Raw genomic sequence first — 23,948 nt, 5'->3', positions numbered from 1 at the left:
TTCCTTTTAGAAACTGAAAGTCAACATTTCTCTAATACGTTTTGCACCTTCTTTCACACGCTTCTTTTCTTCGGCAGATGCTTTTTTTTCTTTCTCCAATTCTGCAATAAAATCTAATGCAGCTTTACCTTTCAATGGAGGCGTTGGTGCTATAGGCTTTGACATAATTATAAATTATTAATTTCAATACAAAGTTACTATTTTTTTTCAAGTGACAACACATTACGAGCTTTATTTATTTTATATCTTGCAAGACTAATGAGGTCAAAAATAAAAGATAGTAAATCAAGGAAGCCTCTTAAAATCTGTACTGCTTGCCATTAGTTTTTTTATTTTAGGATGACAGCACAAAAGTAGAAAGAGGAGACAATGGAGGAGCGAACTCTCTCCTCCATTGTCTTCTGATTTCAATCTAATGAATTACCAGTTAGCAATTTCATACTCAGGAGCAGTAGGGATCTTATTCACTTCTTCCGCGGTCATTGTCTTGATCTTATCCCAGTCAAAGCCTACTTTCTCAAAATCTCCTCTTGATTTGATATGGCTCTTCACGCCATTCGTGCTCAAATACACAGGAGCAGAGTCATCAGCCTTAATCAGGCAAGCATCCAGAGAGAGGGGAAGGCCCATAGGGATAGCATTTACTTCATCCGCACCCTTCACATGTATCTTATCCCAGTTCGGGAACAATGCAAAGTAAACATCCGGATTGGGAATGAGGTGAAGTTGACCAAATTGAACCAGATAAACGGCAGCTGCATTGTCGGCTTTGAGGAGCATACCTTCGGGACAATTAGAAATAAGTTCCGGATGCAGGCCATCGATCAGAGTCAATAATTCGGCACGCCACTTACGACCGTCCCAACCGATGTAATGCATCACAGTGTCAGTATGAGCACGTGAGTAATCACCTTTAGGGGCATGTACAAAATGATCGCCTTCAATCTTCATCTGCCAGTCTTCACCTGCGTCGGAGATATAATTCAGAATACAATCGGGATGACACTTGCCCTTGTCGCCGTTTTCATAGTGATAGAACTTGCCATCTTTATACTCTGCAGTCCAACGTCCTTTGGTATTCCAGGTAAGATAATCCAAAAAAGGAGAAGCCGTTTTTGTTTCTTTAGGATTCTCGAGAGAAGTAAATACAAACCATTGATTTTTCATGATAGTTTTATCTTTAAATAAAAAAATAAGAAATTATTTATAATGAAAGTAGCATGTCGCGAGGCCTCAGCAGCAATGCAGCTTTATTATTTAAGTAAATAGTATGCGGACAATTTCTATTCGTCAATGTATTCCCACGGATAAAGATTATCAACCACATTCTGAAATTCTGTAATAGCTTCCTGCTGCTCGTGAGTGAGCGATGATGAATCCCAGGAAGCAATAATTGCACGCCCCTCGTCAGCTAAAGGCTCATCGAACACTTCACCATAGCAAGCAGTGAGCAAGCGAAGTTTTAATAACGAAGCGGGAAGAGTATCGAGGATATTCCAGCAACGATCCAACACTTCCTGAACATGTTGCTGTTTTTCACCATGATCAACGAAGGAGGCACTATACCCCATCAAGAGAGCAAGACAAACATCCGCCTGTTCTTCAACTGTGGAACCTTTGGCACCGGAGTTATACAAGGCAGTAGTCAGGCGGTAGACTTCACCGTTGCGGCGGGACAAATCATCGCTATAGATGGGACTCCCGTCAACACCCAAATACATCAGCTCATGTGCTGCACGCTGAAGGGCAGCTGTTTCTGCAGAAAGAGACATAGTTATTTTTATTTACGATTTCAGATTTATGATTTATCAACTGTCAACGATCAATCATTGATTATCAACAGTCAATTATTTAATTACTTCAATCAGGTCCGGATGGATAGTAGCCATGGCAACAGCGATGACACCTTGTATCTCGACAACCACACGGCGGTCGCGGGCACCCTTTACTTTCAGGAAAATACCTTCCTGGCCCTCAAAGTCACCACCCGTGACACGAACTTTAGTTCCTTTAGACAGGTTCAATTCATCAGGTTGGAAGTACAGCAGATGGTCATTGTAGGTACCGGCAACGGCAATGAAGCGTTGCATTTCACTGTTGGAGATAATAATCTTCTGACCACTACGGGTATCGGTGATGTATTGCAGGTAAGTGACCTGTGACTTCACACGCTTCACATCCGAAGGACGGGCATGAACAAAAAGCAGATTGTGGACAACAGGAACCAAGGCACGGACTTTCTTACCTTTCTTCAGACTTATCTTGTATTGCATAGGGACGAAACAGCCCATTTTCTCTTTTTCAAGAAGACGCATGGCATCAGGCTCTCTACGGTAGGTGGCACGCATAGCATACCATATTTCACTTTCTTTCTCCGCTTCCATTCTATGATTTTGTTCAGAAAAGGGTATTCCTCCGGGGCTTTGAAACCCTTTCACACACCTGAGTTTCAATCACTTGCGAACACTTTATGTAGAATACGGCAAGCCTTGTGTTCCTCTTGCCAATTGATTTACGATAGCCGTTCATTACCTTATAGGTGAAAGACCATAAACGAAAGGATTACAAGCAAAAACTGTCTTTTAATCGTTCGTTTTTTGGACGTCAAAATATGAGAAAAAACAGATTATTCGAAAACATAAAAATGAAGAGATATTAAATATATTAAACGACAAAAATGTTAGACTGATTATCAATAATATAGCTATATAAAAGACCTGGTTCTAAAATATTTTTATTAAACATCTTGCAGGTTCAAAAAATACCCGTTATCTTTGCGCTCATTAAACGAACGTTTTTTGGACACCCACAAAATAAGCATATAAACACCTGTATACAAACAATTTACACACACAAAAATTCCTTTCTATTTTTTCTTTTCACCCATTCCATTCACCATAAGGAAGATTACACTACCTTTGCCGCATTTTTATAATTTAATACAATTATAATATATTTAATTAATAACTTAAATTAAAGAGAAAAATGAAGAATCAAAAGAAGGCTGAAAGCCTTGAAAAAAAGAGTTGGAAAAACTAGAGAATACGGCTTCAGAGGGTATTGTAGAAGGGACTGACAGAGGACCCGGACGTCCCCAAAGTCCGACAGTGGAAGGGGTGCCTTTCGAGTGCAGAAAAGAGGGAATGGAGGTGCTACTCGCAGCCATAAAGAAGGGGTGCTTCGGTAAAAAAGAAGACGTAACGATGAAAGCGGTGGCAGACTGGGCAGCGGAAAAAGAATTCTTCCTAACAAAAGACCGCACTCACCTGTCATCCAAGACCATAGAATTAAAACTGGGGGAATTGAACAGAGAATTATACTCCCAGGAAGCGAGAGAAAAGAAGATGAAACAGGAAAGAAAAGAAGAGAAAAAAGGGAAGAAAAAGAAGAAATAAACAGACAATAATTAAATAGTTACACCCTATTGAAACAACCTATATCTTTGCCCACGCTTTAGCAAAGATTAAGCCCCGCAAATGAGAAGATGCCGCTTTTTCAAAAAAGTGACATCTTCTCTTTTTTATGCCCGACATAAACACCCGCTAAACAATTGACAATTGACAGTTGACAATTGACAATTAAAAAGTAATGAGTTCTAAATTAAAAAATTAAAGCGCAATGAAAAAGCGAAAAAAGACCGCTTCACTCAATGAAGCACTCAAAAAGAGATGGAAAATACGTATTATGCTCGAAAAAGCTTATACGGAAGACGCGGCACAATGGATGACAGACAGGATCGAAAGCCTCATCGACTACATGCAGTACGGATATGCACTCGTAGCATACTACAAACAGGACGGAACATTCCGCTTCGTCAAGGCAACTCTTCTACCCTATGAAGGCAGTTTCCATCGCACATACGACATAAAACGTATAGAAGGGCACATCATATATTGGGATGTAGACCTGCAGGCATGGAGAAGCTTCCAGTTGGAGAATTTTCTGGAATGGAGACCAATCAATTGACAGTTGACAATTGACAGACATTAGAAATTTAAAATTAGAGTTATGGCAATGATATATAACAGTATACCTTATTTCCCGACACAGGTAAACCTGTTCGAAGAGGTATCGATGGAACTGATTGAAGCAAAATATGGAATGAAAGCGGAAACCGCAGTAATGAAACTGATATGCAAAATCTACAAAGAGAACGGATATTATCTGTACTGGAATGACGAGCAGTGCGTACTATTCAGCAATAAGGCGGGAAAGGAGATTACGGCAGACGAAATGCAGGGAATCGTGGATGTCCTGATAGAAAAAGGATTCTTCGACAAGGGAAGTTACGAAGAGCACTGCATACTGACTTCAGTCAATATACAGAAAGTGTGGCTGGATGCCACCAAACGTAGGAGGAGGGACTTAGCGTCCCTACCCTACATGCTGGTAAAACCCGAAGAAGATAAAAAAGGAGATAAGAACGGCAAGAATGATAAAGATGATAAAGATAATAAAGATGATAAGTATGACAGGGAAACTGATGGTATGCAAAATCCCAAAAATAGCGTGCAGGATGCAGACAGTTTACCCGAAATAGCTGACAATTCCGAACAAAGCAAAACAGAACAAAACAAAGCAGATGAAAATAAAGGACTTCCCCCTCTAACTCCCCCGACGGGGGAGGATGTTGATGTATGGAGGAGATATTCTTTTATTGAGTTTCCGGGATACGCGTACAACAAAAATACCCATAATCTGGAATGTCTGCTGCTCTCACTGGAAAATCTGCATATCAAAGACCCGGACGAGGTAAAAGCAATATTGAAACTGTCAGATTACGGACGTTTGGGAAATGGAGTCTGGAAAATAATACATAACACCAAGTGGAGTATGGTAAATAACAATGGGAAATATGTTATCGGAGCGCTGAACAAGACACGAAAACAAGAGTAAAAGCCCGGAAATCAAGAGAAAATACGGGTACTGATTATCAGCCTCTTACAAGGAGTTAACTTCCTGTCGACAAGAAGTTAACTCCTTGTTGACAAACTCCTAACTTCTTGTCGACAAGGAATTGATACTTTGATATTACGACCGACTATACTACTTCTATATAGGCTTGTCAGTTTGATAAAATCGTCAGTCTATTGACGATTTTTCTATTAAATTCGTCAATTAGAAGATTATTTGCATTTTGTCATGCCGCACACAGAAATGGAGCAACGAATTTTTATTTTGTAGGGTGTTAAATGAAAAAATTCCCGTTCTTTCACGATATCGCATCGGGGAAGACGGGAAGCTTTTTCCTTAATAAAAGTGGTTACGTAATTATGACTAACTAATTCATTAAATCTGATGTTGCAAAAGTAGGGCATTTGCCCGGATGCCACAATCCCTAAAATGAGGTATAATGAAAGAGGTTAGTAGCCATAACTAGGTATTTCTAAGCAGAATCCACTTATTTTCTGATAAATTCATATTCTTTAGCCAAGAGTTCTTCGCAAGAGTTCGCAATACCCCGGATTATTTCCAAACCTTTCTTTCGAGAAATACGAATACTTTCTCCCACAATAAGCATGTCTTCAAGGCTCGGATTTCCCTGATTATTAACAGAAGTGGCATGTTCCCCATTATACCCGCCACTGCACTGGGTGACTCCATTCTCTACATCAAAACGCTTACTTGCAAAGTACTTTCCTTCCATTAATTTAAAATCGGGTACAGTAATTCCACATTTGCGGGCAATCTCATTATAGCGAAATTCCATCATTCCCATATTTTTAGGGTCATACGTATGACGAAACTTAACTAACCAAGCCCCCTCTACATCCTGTAACAGACATTTTGGACGGTAACCACCAGAATTACCACTATTGAAATAAAGCACCTCTTCATCTTTATCCGATTTTTCGGATAACACATCCAAAGCTATCTGCTGGAGATTATCTAATTCAGGAAGAGTTTTTTCTTCCCCTACGTAAGTTTCCGGAATATAACATAAAGCTCCCATTCCAGAAGTTCCGACAATACTCAATCTTTGCAAAGGAGTCAATTCTCCGTCATTTACCCCTTGTTTTTTTAGCAATCTGTTAAGCAGATAGCGACCATAACCATCAGGTAGGCTATCTTCGAAAATTCCGAAGTTTCCCCAAAATGGCTCTGGCTTAGCAACGAATAGATCTGGTTTTTTCCGACAGTCCGAGCATGATAAATCACCGCCAATTTATTTACTAATTTCATTACGCCCCTTTTTTCTGTTTTTATTCTTATGAATTATCTCCAACTCTTCCATTGTACTATACAATGGTTCGGATAATAGCTCTTTAATTGCTTTAGTGTAACCCAAAGCCTTTGCTAAGGCTACATAGGATGCCAGTGAAATAGTATGTTTTTGCTCAAATTTAGCAATAGTAGGAGTAGGAACACCGCTAAGTTCAGTGAGAGCTTCTCGGGAAAGCCCTTTCTCCAGTCTACGCTTTTGTATGTTCCGAGCGAGAATAACTAATAATTCTTCAACTGTATCAATGTCAAAGTTATAAAGTAATGGCATATTATTGTATTTGATTAATCCAACAATCTTCGTATTCAGATACTATTATATCCGAATACGAAGATTGTTCATTTTATCAAATAATCAAAATATTGTAAGTTATTTCTATATCATACAGAACTCTATATTCCAATGCTATTTATATTTAAACGCCAATATATAGTACACAATAAGCGCCAATATCAGTAAACCACCGACGGCACTCGTTACCATATTACACAAACCTTGCGGAATGCCATATTCCACCTCCACTTTATTAAAAACAAGAGTAAGAAAAAGTAAAGTCAGAAAGACATTCAGAATCCGGGCGATGCGGGTTGCCATAAGATACTGCACTGCAACATTGCGCTCCGTAATACGTACCGGAAAACGTATCCAACGAATAGGAAGATAAGCGGAAATGCCTACCAAAAGAAGACAAAAAGTTCCTAATCCGGCAGCCATAAGAGAAAAATTAGCAGTAACCTTGTCCCCTATATGGGTATACACCCATATTGCACACACCCAGGCAGCAATTGCCAATACTATGGCAACACCTTCCAGCATACGATCTATCAGGGTGGGATATACCCGAATATTAGAGAACTCTTTCGTTGAATAAGGACCAAGATTTAACATAAGACTATAAATTATGAATTATATATTACGATTCAGTTTCCTGAGACGAAGGAGGATTTTTAGTTTTCTTCATCCTCCCACTTTTCCTCAACGCTTCAGCGATAATCCACTGAAGCTGCCCGTTAGTGCTGCGGAACTCATCGGCTGCCCACTTCTCAAGGGCATCCATAGTTGCAGCATCTACACGAAGGACAAAGCTTTTGGTTGAAGTTTCTTTTTTAGCCACGATTTTATTTACTATTTAACAATTTACAATTGAGTTCACATTATAACAGATTTCCATTATGAATAAACGATGCAATATCATCCATGACATATCCGACTACAGGTGACGCCTGATTATACTCAAACGGAGTAGCCTTACCACTACCTTCCTGTAGCATATGATTGAGTTTAGAATAAGATTTAAAGAAAGCATTTTTATTGCGCATCAACCCGAAGCGCCATAAGCCAAAATCCTGCATAGTCACCTGATAATCACGCTCGCCCTGCAATATAAGTATGGGAAGAGTCAGTTTAGATGCCACTTCTACCGGTTTATAGGCATTAGCAAATTCCCAGTAAGAACGAGGAACACCCAACAATAAAGGAATCTTATCATCATATTCCGGCGTGCCCAGTTTCTTTATATTATCCGCTTGTTTTTTTATTTCTGTAATCTGCTTTTTGGCATTAGCGGAAGAGTCTGTCAGAGAAGATATATAAGTCATTTGTTCAACAATAGCATCTTCAAATGGACGGGCTAAAGCGGCAACAAGGATAATTCCAGTCACCCCATCTGCTCGTTCTGCAATGCGAGGAGCAAGTGTGGCCCCTAAACTATGTCCCAGTACATAAACACTGTCTGCATCAACCTCCGGTAATCCCTTCACCCAAGCAATAATGGCTACAGCATCATCTACACTTTCAGTGTCATAGTTTGCATTCTGGCCTTCCGGAATAAAAGCTGCACCATATACTTTTGTACGCTTATCATAACGAACCGTTGCAATACCACGTTCTGCCAATCCCCAAGCCAAATCACGGAAAGGCTTATTGGGACCGACAGTTTCATCACGATCCTGCGGACCGGAACCATGCACAAGGATTACGACAGGAGCCTTTTTCTTGCCTACAGGCAACGTCAGCGTTCCGGGCAATTTAAAGCCATCCGCTCCCACCGTTATATCTCGTTCCTGCATTTTCTCTTTATTATAAGCTACCGGCTTGGCTGTAGAAGCAGCAGGCACAGGCATCAGACGAATGGTATTCATGCTTCCGTCAGCATCGAAAGACAGCAAAAAACGGAGACTGTAACGTTCAAACTTCAGATCGCGATAATAAAGTGTTATGCCTTCAGCACTCTCTTGCTTCCACTCTCCTTTGGCTTGAAGTTTTCCAAACTGCTTTTCCGATTGCTTAAACATGTCTTTAAAAATTTCCGGTGATAATTTTTCCTGCAGATTTTTATTCAAGAGAGCATGAATACTGTCCCCCTGATCTGCCACAAATAATTCGTACACATGCTTCGCACGGTTCATATTTGTATCCTGAGCAAAAACCGCTACTACATGTCCCAGCAATAAACCAAGCACTAATGCCCACTTATATAAAAAAGAAAAGCTCATATTATCTTGATTAATGATTTAATGTACCTGCGTTAACAATCGGCTGTGCTGCCTCATCGGCACAAAGTACTACCAGCAAATTGCTGACCATAGCCGCCTTTTTTTCTTCGTCCAGTTCAACAATCTCTTCTTCAGAAAGTTTATGCAAAGCCATTTTTACCATGGAAACAGCTCCCTCAACAATCTTTTCACGGGCAGTAATGATAGCCGAAGCCTGTTGACGGCGGAGCATTACCGCAGCTATTTCAGGAGCATAAGCCAGATAGTTGATGCGTGCCTCCACTACTTCCATACCTGCCATGGCAAGACGTTCGTTCAACTTCTGTTCCAACTGTTCATTGATTTCTTCACCACCGGAGCGAAGTGTCAGTTCTTCAGTATCCGCTTCGTTATCATCATAAGCATATTGTCCAGCCACTTGGCGTAAAGCGGCATCACTTTGTATTTTCACAAAATTCTCAAAAGCGTTCATACGGCTGGCAACCGCATTACCTATATTAATCTGGTTGGCATTTCCCCCCGTATGGGCAGATGAAGCCATTGTCTGCGAATCAATCTCAAACATAGCTTTGTAGGTATCTTTAAGTTTCCAGACCAACACCAAACCTATCAGAATAGGATTACCGATCTTATCATTTACCTTGATAGGTTCCACATCCAGGTTACGCGCACGAAGAGAAAGTTTCTTCTTATCCAGAAATGGATTCACCCAAAAGAAACCAGTTTCCTTGAATGTACCTTTGTACTTACCAAAAAACACCATAGCCCGAGCCTCATTCGGTTCCAATTGCATATAACCGGCAAACATTATCAGCCAGACAATACAGAGAATACCAGCCACAATTGCCGTTGGCACACACGTAATAAAGCCAAAGAAAATTAGTGCAGGCAGCACAATGAGATGAACAAACAATCCTAAAAAGCCATTCATCTTAAACCCTTTGAAATTCAATTCTTTTGTTTCCATAACTGATAGATTAAGTTGATATCATTTTGATATCACAAATATATTATTTCATTTAGTAAAAAAGAACTTTTAGAACATCTATTTTAAAGAAGATTAAGCAATTCACTTTTTTTTTATATCTTTGCATGTCACAATATTAATTAATAGCACATGAGAAAGTATAACACAACAAATTCCCACTTATTAATCTGTCTGGTACTACTAATCCCAACCATGCTCCTCGCACAACCAAGCTGTCAAATCCGACACTTCTCTATATATAACGGATTGACACAAAGAACCGTTTCAGATATTGTACAGGACTCCAAGGGATTCATCTGGTTTTCCACCTGGAATGGTTTGAACAAATATGACGGTTATACCTTCAAAAATTATAAAGCATATCCCGGAGATGGATGTACACTAACAAGTAACCGTATATTAAGAATTGTACCCGACCAACAAAATAATATCTGGTGTCAGACTTATGATGCCCGGGTTTATCTATTCGACAGTCATCAGGAAAAATTCATCGATATTCTCCAACCTTTTGAACAAAAAAGTGGGGAAACTTATATAGTACGCAAGATCTATGCCTTATCTAAAGGAGTCAGTTGGATCGTATGCGATCACGGAGCCTTTCGGATAGATGAACAAAAATTAGAAAATGAGGATGAGGGGGCCATAACACCTTATACTCCAGAAATCGGCAACCTACCCGGTAGAAAAATTTCCAGAATCGAACAAGATGCTGACGGCGATGAATGGATTTTTACAGATAAAAGCGTTTGTATAGTTGGGCAAAAAACAATATCTGATAAAACCCATTTCACTAGTTTCTGTGAAAACAATGAGAAAATGTATCTGATATCAAGCAAACGTTTAGCAATCTATAATCAACAAAACGGACAAGTTCAATATGAAGAAATACCTTTGGACTATTCGCGACTAAACTGTATACTAAGTTTTGGGAAAGATACTATCGGAATAGGTACCAACAATGGTATCATACTCTTCTTTGCAAAAAGCAAACAATTCAGGAATGTAGAAATGCATTTTAACGTTATGAGATTATTTAAGGACAGCCATAATGAATTATGGCTATTCTCAAAAGAACAACGTGGAATTGTACGGTATGATCCATTGACTAACGAGCAGCAGCACTATGAAACCCCTACACAAAATATGCCCAAAGCTGAACTTAGAAGTCGTGACGTTATATTTGAAGATAGCCAGGGAACTTTATGGGTTGTACCTCACCTGGGGTGCCTAAGCTATTATGACCGGGAAGATAAAGAATTAAAGCCCTATTACACCGATTATAGTAAACCAGAGTCTAAATTCACTCCGGTTATCCTAAATTTTTATGTAGATAATCAAAAGAACTTCTGGTATGCTAATAATTTCTGGATGGATAAAATTTCATTTTTTCCTAATGCCAGCCAACTAACCACTTTTGACTCCGGGCATGAAACCCGCGCAATCATGGTCGATAAGCAACAAAATCTCTGGGTTGCAAACAAAAAAGGAGTCATCCGGATTTTCAATCCGGACAAAACACTTAAAGGCTACCTGACACCGGAAGGAACTATCAGCACAAAAGCCATTTCGTTCTCCAAAAACATTTATTGTTTCACAGAAGACGAACAAGGAAACATATGGATGGGTAGTAAATGGGACGGGATCATCCGGTTAAGCCCTGAAAGAAATGGAAGCTTCCAGATAAGAAACTATGTACATAAGGAAGAAGACCCCTATAGTTTAAGCAATAATAGTGTTTATTGCATATACCAAGATTCAAAAAAACGAATGTGGATAGCCACTCATGGCGGAGGCATTAATTTGCTTCAGGAAACGACAGATGGAAAAGTCCGCTTCCTGCATAACGGTAATTTACTGAAAGACTATTCAAAAGATAAATTTAGCAAAGTGCGTGTTATCAAAGAAGTGAATAATACCCTCTTAGTCGGTACAACCGAAGGATTGATTACCTTCTCCTGCAATTTTGAACGCCCGGAAGACATTAAGTTCTATACCAATGTACGCATACCGGATTTGGCATCCAGCCTTAGTAGTAACGACGTGATTTATATTTATACAGACAGTCGTAAAAATTCGTATGTACTTACATTCACCGGAGGCATCAATCAGATTATTTCAGATAATTTGTTAACCGATCAGATCCAATTCAAGACCTACACCAAACGAAATGGTCTAGTGTCGGATCTAGTTTTATCCATGATTGAAGATCAACAGAAAAATCTATGGGTCATATCAGAAAATACATTAGCCAAATTTGATTCGGAGAACGGAACTTTCGAACATTATAACGAAAAGCATCTGCAGAAAGAAATATATTTCAGTGAAGCTTCACCCGCTATATTACAGAATCAGTTAATATTAGGTACGGATGCAGGAATCTTAAAGATAAATCCAGCTGCCTTCAGTAAAAGTACCTATACTCCTCCTATTGCATTCACTAGTTTAAAAATACAGGGAGTTCAGCAACAACTGGATCTTGATGATCTGGAGGAATTAAAATTAAAACCTGACGAGCGAAACGTATCTTTCCAGTTTGCAGCATTAGACTATGTCAATCCGACTTCCATCAACTACGCTTACCGGTTAAAAGGGCTGGAAGAAAAATGGAATGAAGTGGAGAATAGCCGCACGGCCAGTTATATTAATCTTCCTCCGGGAAATTATGAATTACAAATACGCTCAACCAATAGTGACGGTGTATGGACAGACAATGTGCGAAAGCTTTCTGTCACTGTAATTCCCACATTCTGGGAAACATACTGGGCGGTATTACTCTATATTATCTTATTCATCTTATTTACAGCTACTATTGTATATATCATATTATATATCTATAAACTACGTCATCAGATTTATATGGAACAACAACTGTCAAATATAAAGTTACGGTTCTTCACGGATATCTCTCATGAACTACGCACACCTTTGACTCTAATTACCAGCCCTGTAGGTGAAGTTCTTGAACATGAGCCTCTCACTCCCAGTGCCCGTAAACTTCTGACAGTAGTTCACAATAATACAGAGCGCATGTTGCGACTAGTCAACCAGATACTCGATTTCCGCAAAATAGAAAACAAAAAGATGAAACTATTGCTGGAGAAAACAGATATTGTAGAACTATTGCAGAAAGTGATGAATAATTTCCGTCTCATAGCCGAAGAAAAAAATATCAATTTCCGTCTGCAAACAGATAAAGAGTCAATACATTGCTGGATAGATCAGGATAAAGTCGAAAAGATTATCTTTAATTTATTGTCTAATGCATTCAAATACACACCTGCCAATAAATCAATTACAGTGTATGCCCATACGACAAAAGATAAAGTCGTTATTTCCGTTGCCGACGAAGGTATTGGCATTGACCCTAAGAAGCAACAGACACTATTCCAGCGTTTTGAAACATTGGTAAATAACAATATTCTGCAACCATCTTCCGGTATTGGCCTGTCCTTAGTAAAAGAACTGATCGAATTACATCAGGGTAATATTCAAGTGAATACTGAAACAGGAACGGGTAGTGAGTTTATTGTGACATTGCCACTTGACCAGAAGGTTTATGAAGGAAAAGAAAACACGGAGTTTATCCTGAGTGATGCTCCGTCCACTCATAATCAGAAACAAGACAAACATAAAACCATTTCCAAAACATCAGAGAAAAATGTTATTCTACAGGAGAAGATGGAAGAAAAAGACACCGATAATAATACGGACAAGTATCCTATCTCCGTGTTAATCGTAGAAGATAATGCAGAATTGAGAAACTTCCTGAACGATATCCTTTCCGGAACCTATAAAGTCATTGAGGCTACGAATGGAAAAGAAGGCCTGGAGCAGGCTCTGCAACATGTACCGGATTTTATCATCAGTGACGTGATGATGCCTGTTATGGATGGCTTGGACATGGTGAAAGCGATCAAAGAGCAACGGAATATTTGCCATATTCCTATCATTCTACTGTCAGCCAAGTCTTCATTGGATGACCGGATCTCGGGTCTGGAACAAGGTATTGACGATTATATCACCAAACCTTTTAGTTCAACCTATCTGAAAACACGCATCAAATCACTGCTACACCAGCGCAAACAGTTACAGGAACTCTATCTGAAGCAGTGGTCTGAAACACTAAAGAATCCCAATACACCTTTTGCAGAGATAGAGCCGACACCTCCTCAGATTACCTCTTTTGATGAACAATTCATGAAACGTGTGATGGAAATAATAGATAAGCAAATGGATAATTCTGATTTTGCAATTGATGAATTTGCGCTGAACTTAGGGATGGGACGCACAGCATTCTATCAGAAACTGAAAAGCCTGACCGGTCTTTCTCCTATTGATTTCGTTCGCGAAATGCGCATTAAACGTGCCAAACAATTGGTCGAAAGCGGAGAATATAATGTTTCTACAATAGCATATATGACAGGATTCAATGATCCTAAATATTTTAGTAAGTGTTTCAAGAAAAGATATGGAGTAAGCCCTTCAGAATATAGTTAACTCGTTGGCAAAATTCATTCATTGTATATTATTTAATCGTTATATTTTTGCATAAAGCTTCAACATCAGAGTGTGGAATAAGGCCGATGATTCATTGATCATGCAGATCGTAAGAAATGTTTTGTCCCCACACTTTTACATCAGAAACCGGATAGTTCAATGGGCTTTGACCCCGCATTTGCAATGGTGGCTCAAGATGTATAGATGTTATAATATAAAATATTAAGACCATGACTTACGTTGGAATTGATGTCAGCAAAGCGACTTTCGTAGTTGCTTATTCTTCTGCTAAAGGTAGTAGGACAAACTCTTTCAAGAATACTGCCAAAGGCATTCATGAGTTTATTCAAACCATTTCCGTAGCGGAACACCACTGTGTGTTGGAAGCAACCGGTAATTATAGTGCCCTACTAGTTTATCTACTTTCAGAAGCGGGTATTGCTGTTAGTCTTGAGAATCCTCTAAAGATTAAAAACTTTGCCCGTGTTATGCTTTCTGTCACAAAGACAGATGAAATAGACGCTCGTTTGATCGCCATGTACGGTGAGAAGATGCAGCCAACATCTTACAAGTTGCGTAATGACACCATCCTTATCTTGAAGCAAAAACGGACGGTCATACGCCAACTCAAGAAACAGCTCGTAGCAACTGGGAACTTGAAAGGCTCCATGGAAGTACTCCCATTCTTTGACCCTAAATGCAAGAAAACAATTGAAAAGACAATTATCTTTCTTGAAAAACAAATCAAAGGGTTGGAAGAGGAGTTGGCTTCTCTGGCGCAAAGCGAATACAAGAAACAGATGGATTTGCTTACTTCAATCAAAGGTATTGGTGTTACGCTGGCAGCTGCGTTAATCATGGCTACGGGAGGCTTCACCTACTTTGATAATGCCAAGCAACTCACCCGATACTTGGGATTGTCACCTACTTACCAACAATCCGGTACGTCAGTCAATGTCAAAGGTCACATCAATCGTAACGGTAATTCTTCCTTGCGGAGCCAACTTTATGTGGCTGCTTTTGCATCTTTACGATGTAATACTGAATGCAAGGCATGTTTTGACCGATTACGATCTAATGGCAAGCCGGGAAAGGTAGCACTCATTGCAGTCGCTAACAAACTTATAAGGCAAGCCTTTGCTGTTGTCACTCAAGAAAAACTCTATGTAGATGGCTTCAAGTCCGAGAAGCCATAAAGCTCCTACGGAGGGAACACCATGCGGCAAGGGGGTGAGCAATCAACCCCGACGAGCTTTTCATGTACGAGAACTGCATAACTATGCTAATTATCGTTAACCATATTCATTTTTCTTATTATAGTTCATTTCTTTTCGGTTCTGAATTTAATGTTTCAACCATGAAGATACATCAGCATAATGTCCGTGAGACTTCCCCGGATAAAAAAGTATGCTTTCATCTCATATTATCTTCCGACTTTACCTGATAAACATTCGGATAGTTATAGGACTTTGCTTGTTTCGCGTGCTCGTCCTGCATATTATCCTTGCTATTAGCTAATGGTTCTTACTATCAGAGATCATTCATGACTTGTATCTTACAGTGTACCCCAAGGCGTATAACGAAGAAAAGGCTATTCATCACGAACAGCCTTTTCCAGCAAAGAATGTCCTCCTAAATTTTAAATTTCAAGAGGAAATTATGATTTTAATACCTATTTCCAAGCATCGCCATTCCTCCAACGTGGGTCACCAATGCCTTTTGTATAAATCGGATGAGCCATGACCCTCGGTGTTAAATTATAATAGAAGCCATCCACATTGTAACGGTGCATATCCTTATGACCTTCAGGTGCTAATGGAGCAGAATTCATGAACAACTCGGCTGGAGTCAATTGATAGCCAACCGCATCGTCTTCATTTTCATTTCGATTGTCACCGAACTTAATACGAGTTTCACCATAGCCGCCAAGATTAAGAGCACCGCTATTATACCCTGCACCATCGCTCGTGTTGCTGAACGCACGATTACTGAACAAGCCATCAATCAAGTTCGAAGTAGTCCAGTTGGGAACAGTGGTTGCATAATTGTCGGCAAAATCGTATTCAATCGCTTTGGTATCGATACGCATACCCTTCATATTCAATGGACGATTATCGCTGTCGTTCTGGCGTACCATAACAAAGAGATTCTTCTTAAAGGTAAACTTACTTCCGCGAGGAGCATAACGAGTTTCCAATATTAATCCATGCCCTGAATTTGAGGAACGAGTAGAGAAATTGACAAATGTATTGTTCTCTATAACAACGTTCCAAGTCGTTCCGGCAGGCCATGCTAAATTACCATTCTCTCCTACAAGCGAATGACGCGGACTATCAATGAAGGTATTATTACGGACAGTCAGATTCTGGAAGAAGTTGGAATCTTTGCGGTTTCCAGGACCGGCAAACCATGCATAACCACGACCGTTAGCATCATATACACCGCAATCATGGAATACGCAGCCCTCCACTGTCAGCCTCTGAATAATTTGACGATTAGGACCTTGGAAGCGAATAAAACCACGTATCATACCACTGAACGTACAATTAGTGATACTCAACTCACCCATCGTGAATCCCAAACCTTGCGAATTCATATTCATGAAATAGTTGGCAGAAATAGCATAGTTCGAATTTCCTCCTGTGCCATTTTTATCCAAGTAATTGTAGAATTTCTGTACGGTAAAGTTAATTTCATTAAACTTGATATCCTGGAAAGAAAGCAAAACACCATTTTCCGCTCCGCTCTGCGCATTACGTCCCAAATTAAAATTGGCAGCTCTTCCAGAGTTACCACTCTCGTCACTAGTACCTACACCCATATAGATAACAGCTCTTCCCTTTCCGGCAGCCAAATCTTCCGGATTCGTTTCTAACGTCAACCCTTTTGTCAACGCCAAACTGGAAGCCAAATAGTAATTCTTGCCTCCTTCAAGATAGAACACTTGCCCTTCGGTGATAGTATTGTCACCCATATAATTAGACAAAATAGTATCCAGACGGGAAGCTTGCAGATTATCCGTATTATAGTAGGCCGCCATAATAGTATCACCTGCATCATAGATGGCAGGAATGGCAATCGGGTCGCCCACTTCACCCAGCATGCGCATAAACGCCTTGTTATAGTTCCGATCGTATACGCGCGCAACATTGTTGTTATTGCCCGTAACAATATAGGAACCATTGGAAACGAATCCGTCAAAGTCTACATATCCATTAGCAAAGTCTTCCTCTGTCATGGTATGATAGACAGACTCCAAATCAGGGTTATCGGCAGTCGGCACTATCTGTATGTCATGAAATACCCACTTGCCGTCTACAATCTCGGCACCGTTTTTGATGAATTCCTCATATTCTGAAGTAGATTCAACCGTGTTGTTGAAGTAAACGCGAACGGATTCGAAGGTAACGTCTTCCACCCAGAAAATACTCGGCACCGCATAACGGTCACCGGTAGTGATCGTCATGTAATCTTTCTGATGAGAGCCGTCGCCCATTCCATACCATTTGGAGTTATAGGCATCGCCTTTGGATGAAAGTGCCTGAATAGCATATGAATAGCCTACGCTATACTGCAAGTCTTCATGTAAAAACTCAAGTACTTCCGGCCCCACGATGGTATCCAGTACACTGTTTTTATCCCAATCAGTACCTTGCACTTTGCAACGGATACGGTATCCGCTTGCTCCTTTCACACCATACCAATAGAGTTGGACATCATTAATGCGGTTGCTTGTGCTATGAATAGCTTTCGAAGCGATAGCACAGGCATAGGGATCGGAGTTATCATTGGTATTTTCTTCCATACGGAACATCGGCATGAACAAACGTTCACTATTGTATTCTCCTCCGTCCACGACATCATCATCCTTGCAACCGGAGAGCACAAACAAGGCACCTGCAAACAGAGCCATTATATATGCTGTATATTTTTTCATATTGTTTCTATTTTAGTTGAGTTAATAACCATAATAATTCTGATATACCCCATTGCTACGAGAGATTGCGTCACTCGGAATAGGCAGGATGTAGCGAACCGGAGGAAGATTATTCAGGTTTACACCTTCTTGATACTCCGGCATACCAGACGGCATCAACGTTCCTTCCTGATCGATGTAGATATATCCGCGTAAAGAACAACGACACTGTGCTTTAGCAATACCAGTATTGTCATCCAACCATTGGAACCAAGTATTGGTAGTCCATTCGGTACCTGTAGGCATCTTGTCTACATTCAGTCCGAAACTTTCCCATTGATTGTCGATGGTTAATGTTCCGTCATCATATTTAAAGAACTCAAGTACCGGAAGCGTCTTATTCGGATAACTACCATCCCCCGGGTTATCAACTATTTTATAATAAATATTGGTAGGATACGTATCGTACTTATTATCAAAGTCATACGAATAATCCTGACTTCCATAGCCGTAATACTTCCAGAAAGTCTTATATATCACTTGATTGTAGAGATTCCAACGAACCAAATCTTTCCAGCGCAATCCTTCTCCTGCAAATTCCCATGCACGCTCATCGAAAATCAATTGGAAGAAATCTTCCTTCGAACCGGCAGCATCCACATATGCATCTACCATCTCAGCCTGGTTGCCGGCACCGCGGAATGCACGTTCGCGAACAGCTTTCAAGGCAGATTTCGCAGCTTCTGTAGGACCGTTGTTCAGTTCGTTTTCCGCTTCGGCAAACATTAGCAGGACATCAGCATAGCGCATATACGGAAAGTTGATGCCGGTATTACTTCCACTCATATAACCTTGCATATGGTTTTCATCCCAAAACTTCGACCATTTGTTGCAATAGTTGTTGTAGTCGTTCAGCAATGTCGGTGTTCCGGCATAGTCATATCCCCAATACCCAATCGTATTCCGGCGAACATCTTCTTTGTCAAAAGAAAAACGATAGAAAGCATTCACACGCACGTTGGCACCGGTCGTACCCCATAAATTAGGAGCTTCCGTTCCTCCGGCACTAGAGTCTGTACCCCTGGGACCATGAATATTCCCGATGGCGCCATTAACATCCCGTGTAAAAGGAATTTCAAAGATAGGATCATCACCGCTCGCCACTTTATAGTTACATTCATCAATAAATACATTATAGTAATCTTTGATCAACGCATGAGTGCCCGATGTGATGACCGAGTCGCAATAGTCGCGCGCTATTTTATAATACTCTGTATAATCCGTAGGACGTTGCATAGTACCGACATCTGTTCTGGAATCGCCGGGACGCAATGAATATCCACCTCGATAGAGAGCTATACGGGCAATCAACGCCCAACAATATTCTTTGGAACAGCGTTCTACCCCTTCGGAAAGCTCGCTGGAAAAGTTCATCTGCAATGCTGTTTCTTTCAAATCAGCGATAAGCGTTGCCAAAATCTCATCCCGGTTACTTATAGGCATCACCAGACTTTCAGAATCATAAGCACGGGTCATCGAGAAAGGAATATCACCGAACATGATCACCAAATCAAGGTAGCACATGGCGCGAATGCACTTCGCCTCACCAACCATCTGAAGAAGTTCGGCATTTCCTGCGGCATACAAGTCACTTTGCTCGGCAGCGCTCACGAAATTATTAGCTTTTTCGACAGCAGAATAAGCAGCGTTCCAAGTACTCAGCAAATTGCTAGCATCCGCTTCGCAGTCAAACAGCTTATATTCATTATGGCTGGTACTTTGCATTTCGGCCGTACTGGTAGTAAACTCCACATCGCTGTTCAGGCAAAACGTATTGAGATAAGCGTTCCCGTAGATGCTGTTGGAACAGAGAGCCGTATAGACACCGTTGAGCAAACGATTAGCTTCTTCCGTGCTGCTAAACACATAATCGTCGGTAAAGCTCGAAGGAGACTGCACTTCCAAAAAGTCAGAACAAGAGGTCAGCCCTCCCAGAGCGAATAGTATGTATAAAATATTTTTCTTCATTGTCATTCAATTTAAAAGTTAAAAAGTCAAGTTTAGACCAAACAGATAACCGTGGCTGCGCGGATACCGGTTGTAGTCGACACTTGGTGTCAAACCGCTCTGGATATCTACTTCCGGGTCGTAACCGCTATAACCGGTTAAACAGAAAAGATTGGATCCAGTGGCATATACACGCAGACGTTCAACACCCCATTTCCGGGTCAGTTTTTTTGGTAGGGTGTAACCGATAGTAATGTCCTGCAAACGAAGAAAAGAACCATCCTCAACAAAGTAAGAATGTGTATATCTTGCTGTTACGTCATTCGGATTCCAAAGAGTCTTACCAGAATTAATCCGCTCGTATACATCCAGATATTCAATATGCTGGCTATTACTGATAAGAGGTTCTCCCTTATTATAAAGAGAGGTAGAGCCGTCAGCATTGGTATTGTAAATATCTCCATGATATACCCAACGACTATCATAACCGAATTTGGCGAGCACATTCTTCGGATTGGTCTGACTGGAACCATTAGCTGAAGACAAATCGTATGCCGTAGAGTTGAGCACATCGAAACCAAGCATATAGGTAAAATTGGCTGTAAAATCGAAGTTCTTCCACTGACCACTCAATCCGAAACCTCCCTGCAAGCGCGGGTTCGTATTACCAATTACAGTACGGTCTTCTTCATTCACGATACCGTCACCAGTAATATCTTTGAATTTCGGACGTCCAGGATAAGTCCCGTAAATGGCATCACAATTCACCGTTCCCTCTTTAGGTACATAGTTGAAACCAGAGCGTTCAAATCCGTCAAACCCATAAATACCGTCATATACGTATCCGTAAATCAAACCGACTTCACCACCTTCTTTCAAGCAAAAGTCATTGTCACTTGAACTCCAACGACTGGAAGTAGTCCACAGTTCTTTATCATCTCCATTGATTTTATCTACACGACTCTTATTGAAGCCCATAGTTAAATTCGCACTCAGAATGAAATCTCTTTTCTGGATGATGTCTCCGTTGATAGTCAATTCAAATCCTTTATTCGTGACCTGCCCCACATTTTGCATCTGCCGGGTGTAACCGGTAGTGGTGGGAATCAAAGTCCGATAAAGCAAATCACGAGTCGTATTCCAATAAACCTCCGGCGTAATGGTGAGGCGACCATTAAATAACCCTAAATCGACAGCCAAGTTACGGGTTATAGTTGTTTCCCATTTAATTTCCGTATTCGGGAAAGTACTATTCGACGCATAATAAGTTTCACCATTCTCCGTACTTTCACCCCAGCTCGGACCTCCGTTGGATGCTATGGAATATTGATATCTCCAAAGGTCGGAATCAATGCTGTTATTACCTGCCATACCCAACGCTACACGCAGTTTCAGATTATTGATCCAATCCACATTTTCCATAAACGCTTCTTCTGAGATAACCCAAGCACCGGCGATGGAAGGGAAATACCCCCACTGATTACCGGGAGCAAACTTCGTAGAACCATCGGCACGGAACGTAGCGGACAACAGATACTTATGCTTATAGTTGTAACTTGCCTGTCCAAAGAAAGAGAGCATACGGTTCGCTGTAGAAACACTGGAAGTAACCTGATATGCTGTACCCAACCCCATATTGGCTAAAGCTTCCCGCGGGATGATGGATTGCGGAAAATAACGGGCAGATTCGAATTTGTTCGTTGTTTGTTGATGTTGTACCTCGTGTCCTAACAGGAAAGAGAAGTTATGCACATCATCCAAGCTCAAATCATAATTTGCCGTATTGGTCCAAATATACTTATCGTTACGAGAGTTGCTGATGGAAGCTACAGGCTTATCGTTATTATTGATACCAGTACTTGTTAGATAGCCGTAGAAACGATTATCTTCTCCAAATTCCCATGATTGGGCAATATCCGAGCGGAAAGTAAATCCTTTAAAAGCATTCCAAATAACAGATGCCTGATTGATAAAGCTATAACGGTGTCTTAACCGGTAATTCTGATCAATATCATCCAAAGGGCTGGACAGCATCCAAAATTTTTCGTCATTATAATTAAGGGTTTCGTCATCCCGATATATAAACTCACGTAGGCCATTGGTAGGACGATAGCGAAGAACGCCAATCAAACCGCCCGTACCGATACCATCTGCTCCAGCACCCAAATCACGGCGGTAAGAGAAGCGCGGATTAATGAGTATTGATAACTTCGGACTAATCTGCACATTGATTTTGGTATTCATATTCGTACGACGAACACCGGAACTTGCCACGATACCACTTTCATCGTGATGGGTCAGTGAAGTGCTGAAACGCAACTTTTCGCTACCTCCTTTCACTGTCACGTTATACATCTGCGAAAGTGCAGATCCACCCATAACCTCATCTTGCCAATCGTGGGTCACTGCATTCTGATAGAGATCCATATCGTTCGGATTACCGAAATCCTCGCGGAACTGATGTACTTTAGAGTTACTGCCTATCGTATAATCCTGCTGATAACGGACAAATTCGTAAGTATTCAACAAATCAACTTTCCCTGCTAATTGTTTGAACTGTGCATAGGTGTTAAATTCTACCTGGATTTTACCTGCACTTGCCGATTTGGTCGTTACCAACACAACACCATTACCTCCCTTTGCCCCATAGATAGCTGTAAGAGAAGCGTCTTTCAATACATCGATAGACTGAATATCCGTCGGAGGTATATCATTAATGTTATCCGCGATAAAACCATCGACAACAAACAGTGGATTACTGTTATCACCGCTCAAAGAGGTACCGCCACCACGAATACGGATATTGATATCTGCACCGGGAGCACCGTCGACCGTAGTAACCTGCACACCGGCAATCTTACCTTGCAGCGCCTCTCCGGCTGACGCCACAGGAACAGCAGCCAATTTAGCACCTGAGATTGAACCAACAGACCCCGTCAAGTCCCTGCGTGCCTTACTACCACCGTAACCGATGACCACAACTTCATCAAGTGACTGCGAATCATCCTTTAGCGTAATTGATAAATCCTTTCCGGTAATAGCATCCACTTCTTGGGTTTCCATACCGATATAAGAAATCACCAATTTCTTACCCTTACCAACAGATATCGTAAACTGACCATCTAAATTGGTGGTAACACCATTGGAAGTATTACCTTTTTCCACTACAGTGGCACCGATAACGGTCTCTCCCTGCGAGTCTTTCACAGTACCTTTTACTGTAATGTTCTGAGCGAACACTCCGATAGGCACCATTAATAGCAGCGCCGATAATAGGAGTAATCTACTTTTCATCTTTCCATTTTTTTGTTTCATGATAGCATTACTTGGTTAAACAATAACTAAATTATTTATAAGCCTTTATTTAAAATAAATCAATTTATCAAGGCATAATTAATGACAAATAACTAAATAGTTTTTACTACTATTACATTAAAGAATATCCAAAAACGAGAAGTTTTTTACTATTAGCGAGACGAAAAACATTGCTTACGTAAAGAGAATACATAGTTTGAGGACAAAACCATATTTTTGATTTTTCTATTTCATATTCCGCAAAACAAAAAATTATCATTAGTGCATTTTTCATATTCAGAGTATTTTTAATATTTTGTTGCAAAATTCAGAAATACCAACACAGTAAAGGGGGAAAATTTATCGCAATAGGTGGAAACGAATGTTCACAATGTTTAAAAACAGTTTTCTGGGTAGTCACAAGCCCGATAATATACCTAAGGGAACAAATATTCCACATATGCTATATAATAATTCCACATCCATACTTCCTTTACCGAAATGCTGAAAATCCACCCACATTTACTA

General features: G+C 40.4%; 18 protein-coding genes. 5 read left to right on the top strand and 13 right to left on the bottom strand.

All coding sequences use genetic code 11. From position 1 onward, the window contains the following. Nucleotides 1–6: 6 nt before the first annotated feature. The 4 genes from K6V21_RS11490 to K6V21_RS11475 all read right to left on the bottom strand — a co-directional run bounded on the left by K6V21_RS11490 (nucleotide 7) and on the right by K6V21_RS11475 (nucleotide 2,384). On the bottom strand, nucleotides 7–165 hold the full coding sequence (locus K6V21_RS11490; protein ID WP_224321845.1) for a hypothetical protein: 159 nt from the start codon (nucleotides 163–165) through the stop codon (nucleotides 7–9). A gap of 255 nt (nucleotides 166–420) precedes the next feature. Continuing rightward, nucleotides 421–1,167, bottom strand: a complete 747-nt coding sequence (locus tag K6V21_RS11485) for a DUF4751 family protein (RefSeq protein ID WP_224321844.1) — start codon at nucleotides 1,165–1,167, stop codon at nucleotides 421–423. Nucleotides 1,168–1,283: 116 nt separating this feature from the next. Further along, complete coding sequence (locus tag K6V21_RS11480) at nucleotides 1,284–1,772, bottom strand: UpxZ family transcription anti-terminator antagonist (RefSeq protein ID WP_224321843.1); 489 nt, start codon at nucleotides 1,770–1,772, stop codon at nucleotides 1,284–1,286. A 75-nt stretch (nucleotides 1,773–1,847) separates the two neighbouring features. Continuing rightward, the gene (locus K6V21_RS11475; protein ID WP_224321842.1) at nucleotides 1,848–2,384 is read right to left on the bottom strand and encodes a UpxY family transcription antiterminator; all 537 of its coding nucleotides are present in this window, start codon (nucleotides 2,382–2,384) and stop codon (nucleotides 1,848–1,850) included. A 642-nt stretch (nucleotides 2,385–3,026) separates the two neighbouring features. Here K6V21_RS11475 and K6V21_RS11470 point away from each other — a divergent pair. The 3 genes from K6V21_RS11470 (at nucleotide 3,027) to K6V21_RS11460 (ending at nucleotide 4,896) form a co-directional block, all read left to right on the top strand. Beyond that, a complete protein-coding gene (locus K6V21_RS11470) occupies nucleotides 3,027–3,395 on the top strand; it encodes a hypothetical protein (RefSeq protein ID WP_224321841.1) in 369 nt (122 codons plus the stop codon). Nucleotides 3,396–3,618: 223 nt separating this feature from the next. After that, on the top strand, nucleotides 3,619–3,966 hold the full coding sequence (locus tag K6V21_RS11465; RefSeq protein ID WP_224321840.1) for an SH3 beta-barrel fold-containing protein: 348 nt from the start codon (nucleotides 3,619–3,621) through the stop codon (nucleotides 3,964–3,966). A gap of 42 nt (nucleotides 3,967–4,008) precedes the next feature. Then, a complete protein-coding gene (locus K6V21_RS11460; RefSeq protein WP_224321839.1) occupies nucleotides 4,009–4,896 on the top strand; it encodes a DUF4373 domain-containing protein in 888 nt (295 codons plus the stop codon). 505 nt (nucleotides 4,897–5,401) lie between these two features. Here the strand turns inward: K6V21_RS11460 and K6V21_RS11455 are convergent. The 6 genes from K6V21_RS11455 to K6V21_RS11430 all read right to left on the bottom strand — a co-directional run bounded on the left by K6V21_RS11455 (nucleotide 5,402) and on the right by K6V21_RS11430 (nucleotide 9,685). After that, a complete protein-coding gene (locus K6V21_RS11455) occupies nucleotides 5,402–6,079 on the bottom strand; it encodes a HipA domain-containing protein (RefSeq protein ID WP_224322028.1) in 678 nt (225 codons plus the stop codon). A gap of 87 nt (nucleotides 6,080–6,166) precedes the next feature. Beyond that, nucleotides 6,167–6,493 carry a helix-turn-helix domain-containing protein gene (locus K6V21_RS11450; protein WP_224321838.1) on the bottom strand — a complete coding sequence of 109 codons (327 nt, stop codon included), beginning with the start codon at nucleotides 6,491–6,493 and terminating at the stop codon, nucleotides 6,167–6,169. A 135-nt stretch (nucleotides 6,494–6,628) separates the two neighbouring features. Next, a complete protein-coding gene (locus K6V21_RS11445; RefSeq protein WP_224321837.1) occupies nucleotides 6,629–7,111 on the bottom strand; it encodes a hypothetical protein in 483 nt (160 codons plus the stop codon). 25 nt (nucleotides 7,112–7,136) lie between these two features. Then, entirely contained in the window at nucleotides 7,137–7,337 is a 201-nt protein-coding gene (locus K6V21_RS11440) for a DNA-binding protein (protein ID WP_217714150.1), read from the bottom strand. A 40-nt stretch (nucleotides 7,338–7,377) separates the two neighbouring features. Further along, on the bottom strand, nucleotides 7,378–8,718 hold the full coding sequence (locus K6V21_RS11435; protein ID WP_224321836.1) for an alpha/beta fold hydrolase: 1,341 nt from the start codon (nucleotides 8,716–8,718) through the stop codon (nucleotides 7,378–7,380). 10 nt (nucleotides 8,719–8,728) lie between these two features. After that, complete coding sequence (locus K6V21_RS11430) at nucleotides 8,729–9,685, bottom strand: SPFH domain-containing protein (RefSeq protein ID WP_217714152.1); 957 nt, start codon at nucleotides 9,683–9,685, stop codon at nucleotides 8,729–8,731. Nucleotides 9,686–9,835: 150 nt separating this feature from the next. Here K6V21_RS11430 and K6V21_RS11425 point away from each other — a divergent pair, with 150 nt between their 5' ends. Further along, a complete protein-coding gene (locus tag K6V21_RS11425) occupies nucleotides 9,836–14,203 on the top strand; it encodes a two-component regulator propeller domain-containing protein (RefSeq protein WP_224321835.1) in 4,368 nt (1,455 codons plus the stop codon). Between the two features lie 230 nt (nucleotides 14,204–14,433). Further along, the gene (locus K6V21_RS11420) at nucleotides 14,434–15,399 is read left to right on the top strand and encodes an IS110 family transposase (RefSeq protein ID WP_224321834.1); all 966 of its coding nucleotides are present in this window, start codon (nucleotides 14,434–14,436) and stop codon (nucleotides 15,397–15,399) included. Nucleotides 15,400–15,875: 476 nt separating this feature from the next. Here K6V21_RS11420 and K6V21_RS11415 read toward each other — a convergent pair whose 3' ends face one another. From K6V21_RS11415 to K6V21_RS11405, 3 genes are read right to left on the bottom strand one after another with little or no spacing between them, the layout of a single operon-like run. Then, on the bottom strand, nucleotides 15,876–18,140 hold the full coding sequence (locus K6V21_RS11415) for a hypothetical protein (protein WP_224321833.1): 2,265 nt from the start codon (nucleotides 18,138–18,140) through the stop codon (nucleotides 15,876–15,878). Between the two features lie 21 nt (nucleotides 18,141–18,161). Then, the gene (locus tag K6V21_RS11410) at nucleotides 18,162–20,147 is read right to left on the bottom strand and encodes a RagB/SusD family nutrient uptake outer membrane protein (protein WP_224321832.1); all 1,986 of its coding nucleotides are present in this window, start codon (nucleotides 20,145–20,147) and stop codon (nucleotides 18,162–18,164) included. A gap of 18 nt (nucleotides 20,148–20,165) precedes the next feature. Further along, nucleotides 20,166–23,420: a SusC/RagA family TonB-linked outer membrane protein gene (locus K6V21_RS11405; RefSeq protein WP_224321831.1), complete on the bottom strand. Its 3,255-nt coding sequence runs from the start codon at nucleotides 23,418–23,420 to the stop codon at nucleotides 20,166–20,168. Nucleotides 23,421–23,948: the final 528 nt, after the last annotated feature.

The sequence above is a fragment of the Bacteroides cellulosilyticus genome, from assembly GCF_020091405.1.
In the GTDB taxonomy this organism is placed as follows: Bacteria; Bacteroidota; Bacteroidia; order Bacteroidales; family Bacteroidaceae; genus Bacteroides.
Note: the sequence above shows the minus strand (reverse complement) of the source record. Positions and strands in the feature narration are given on the sequence as shown.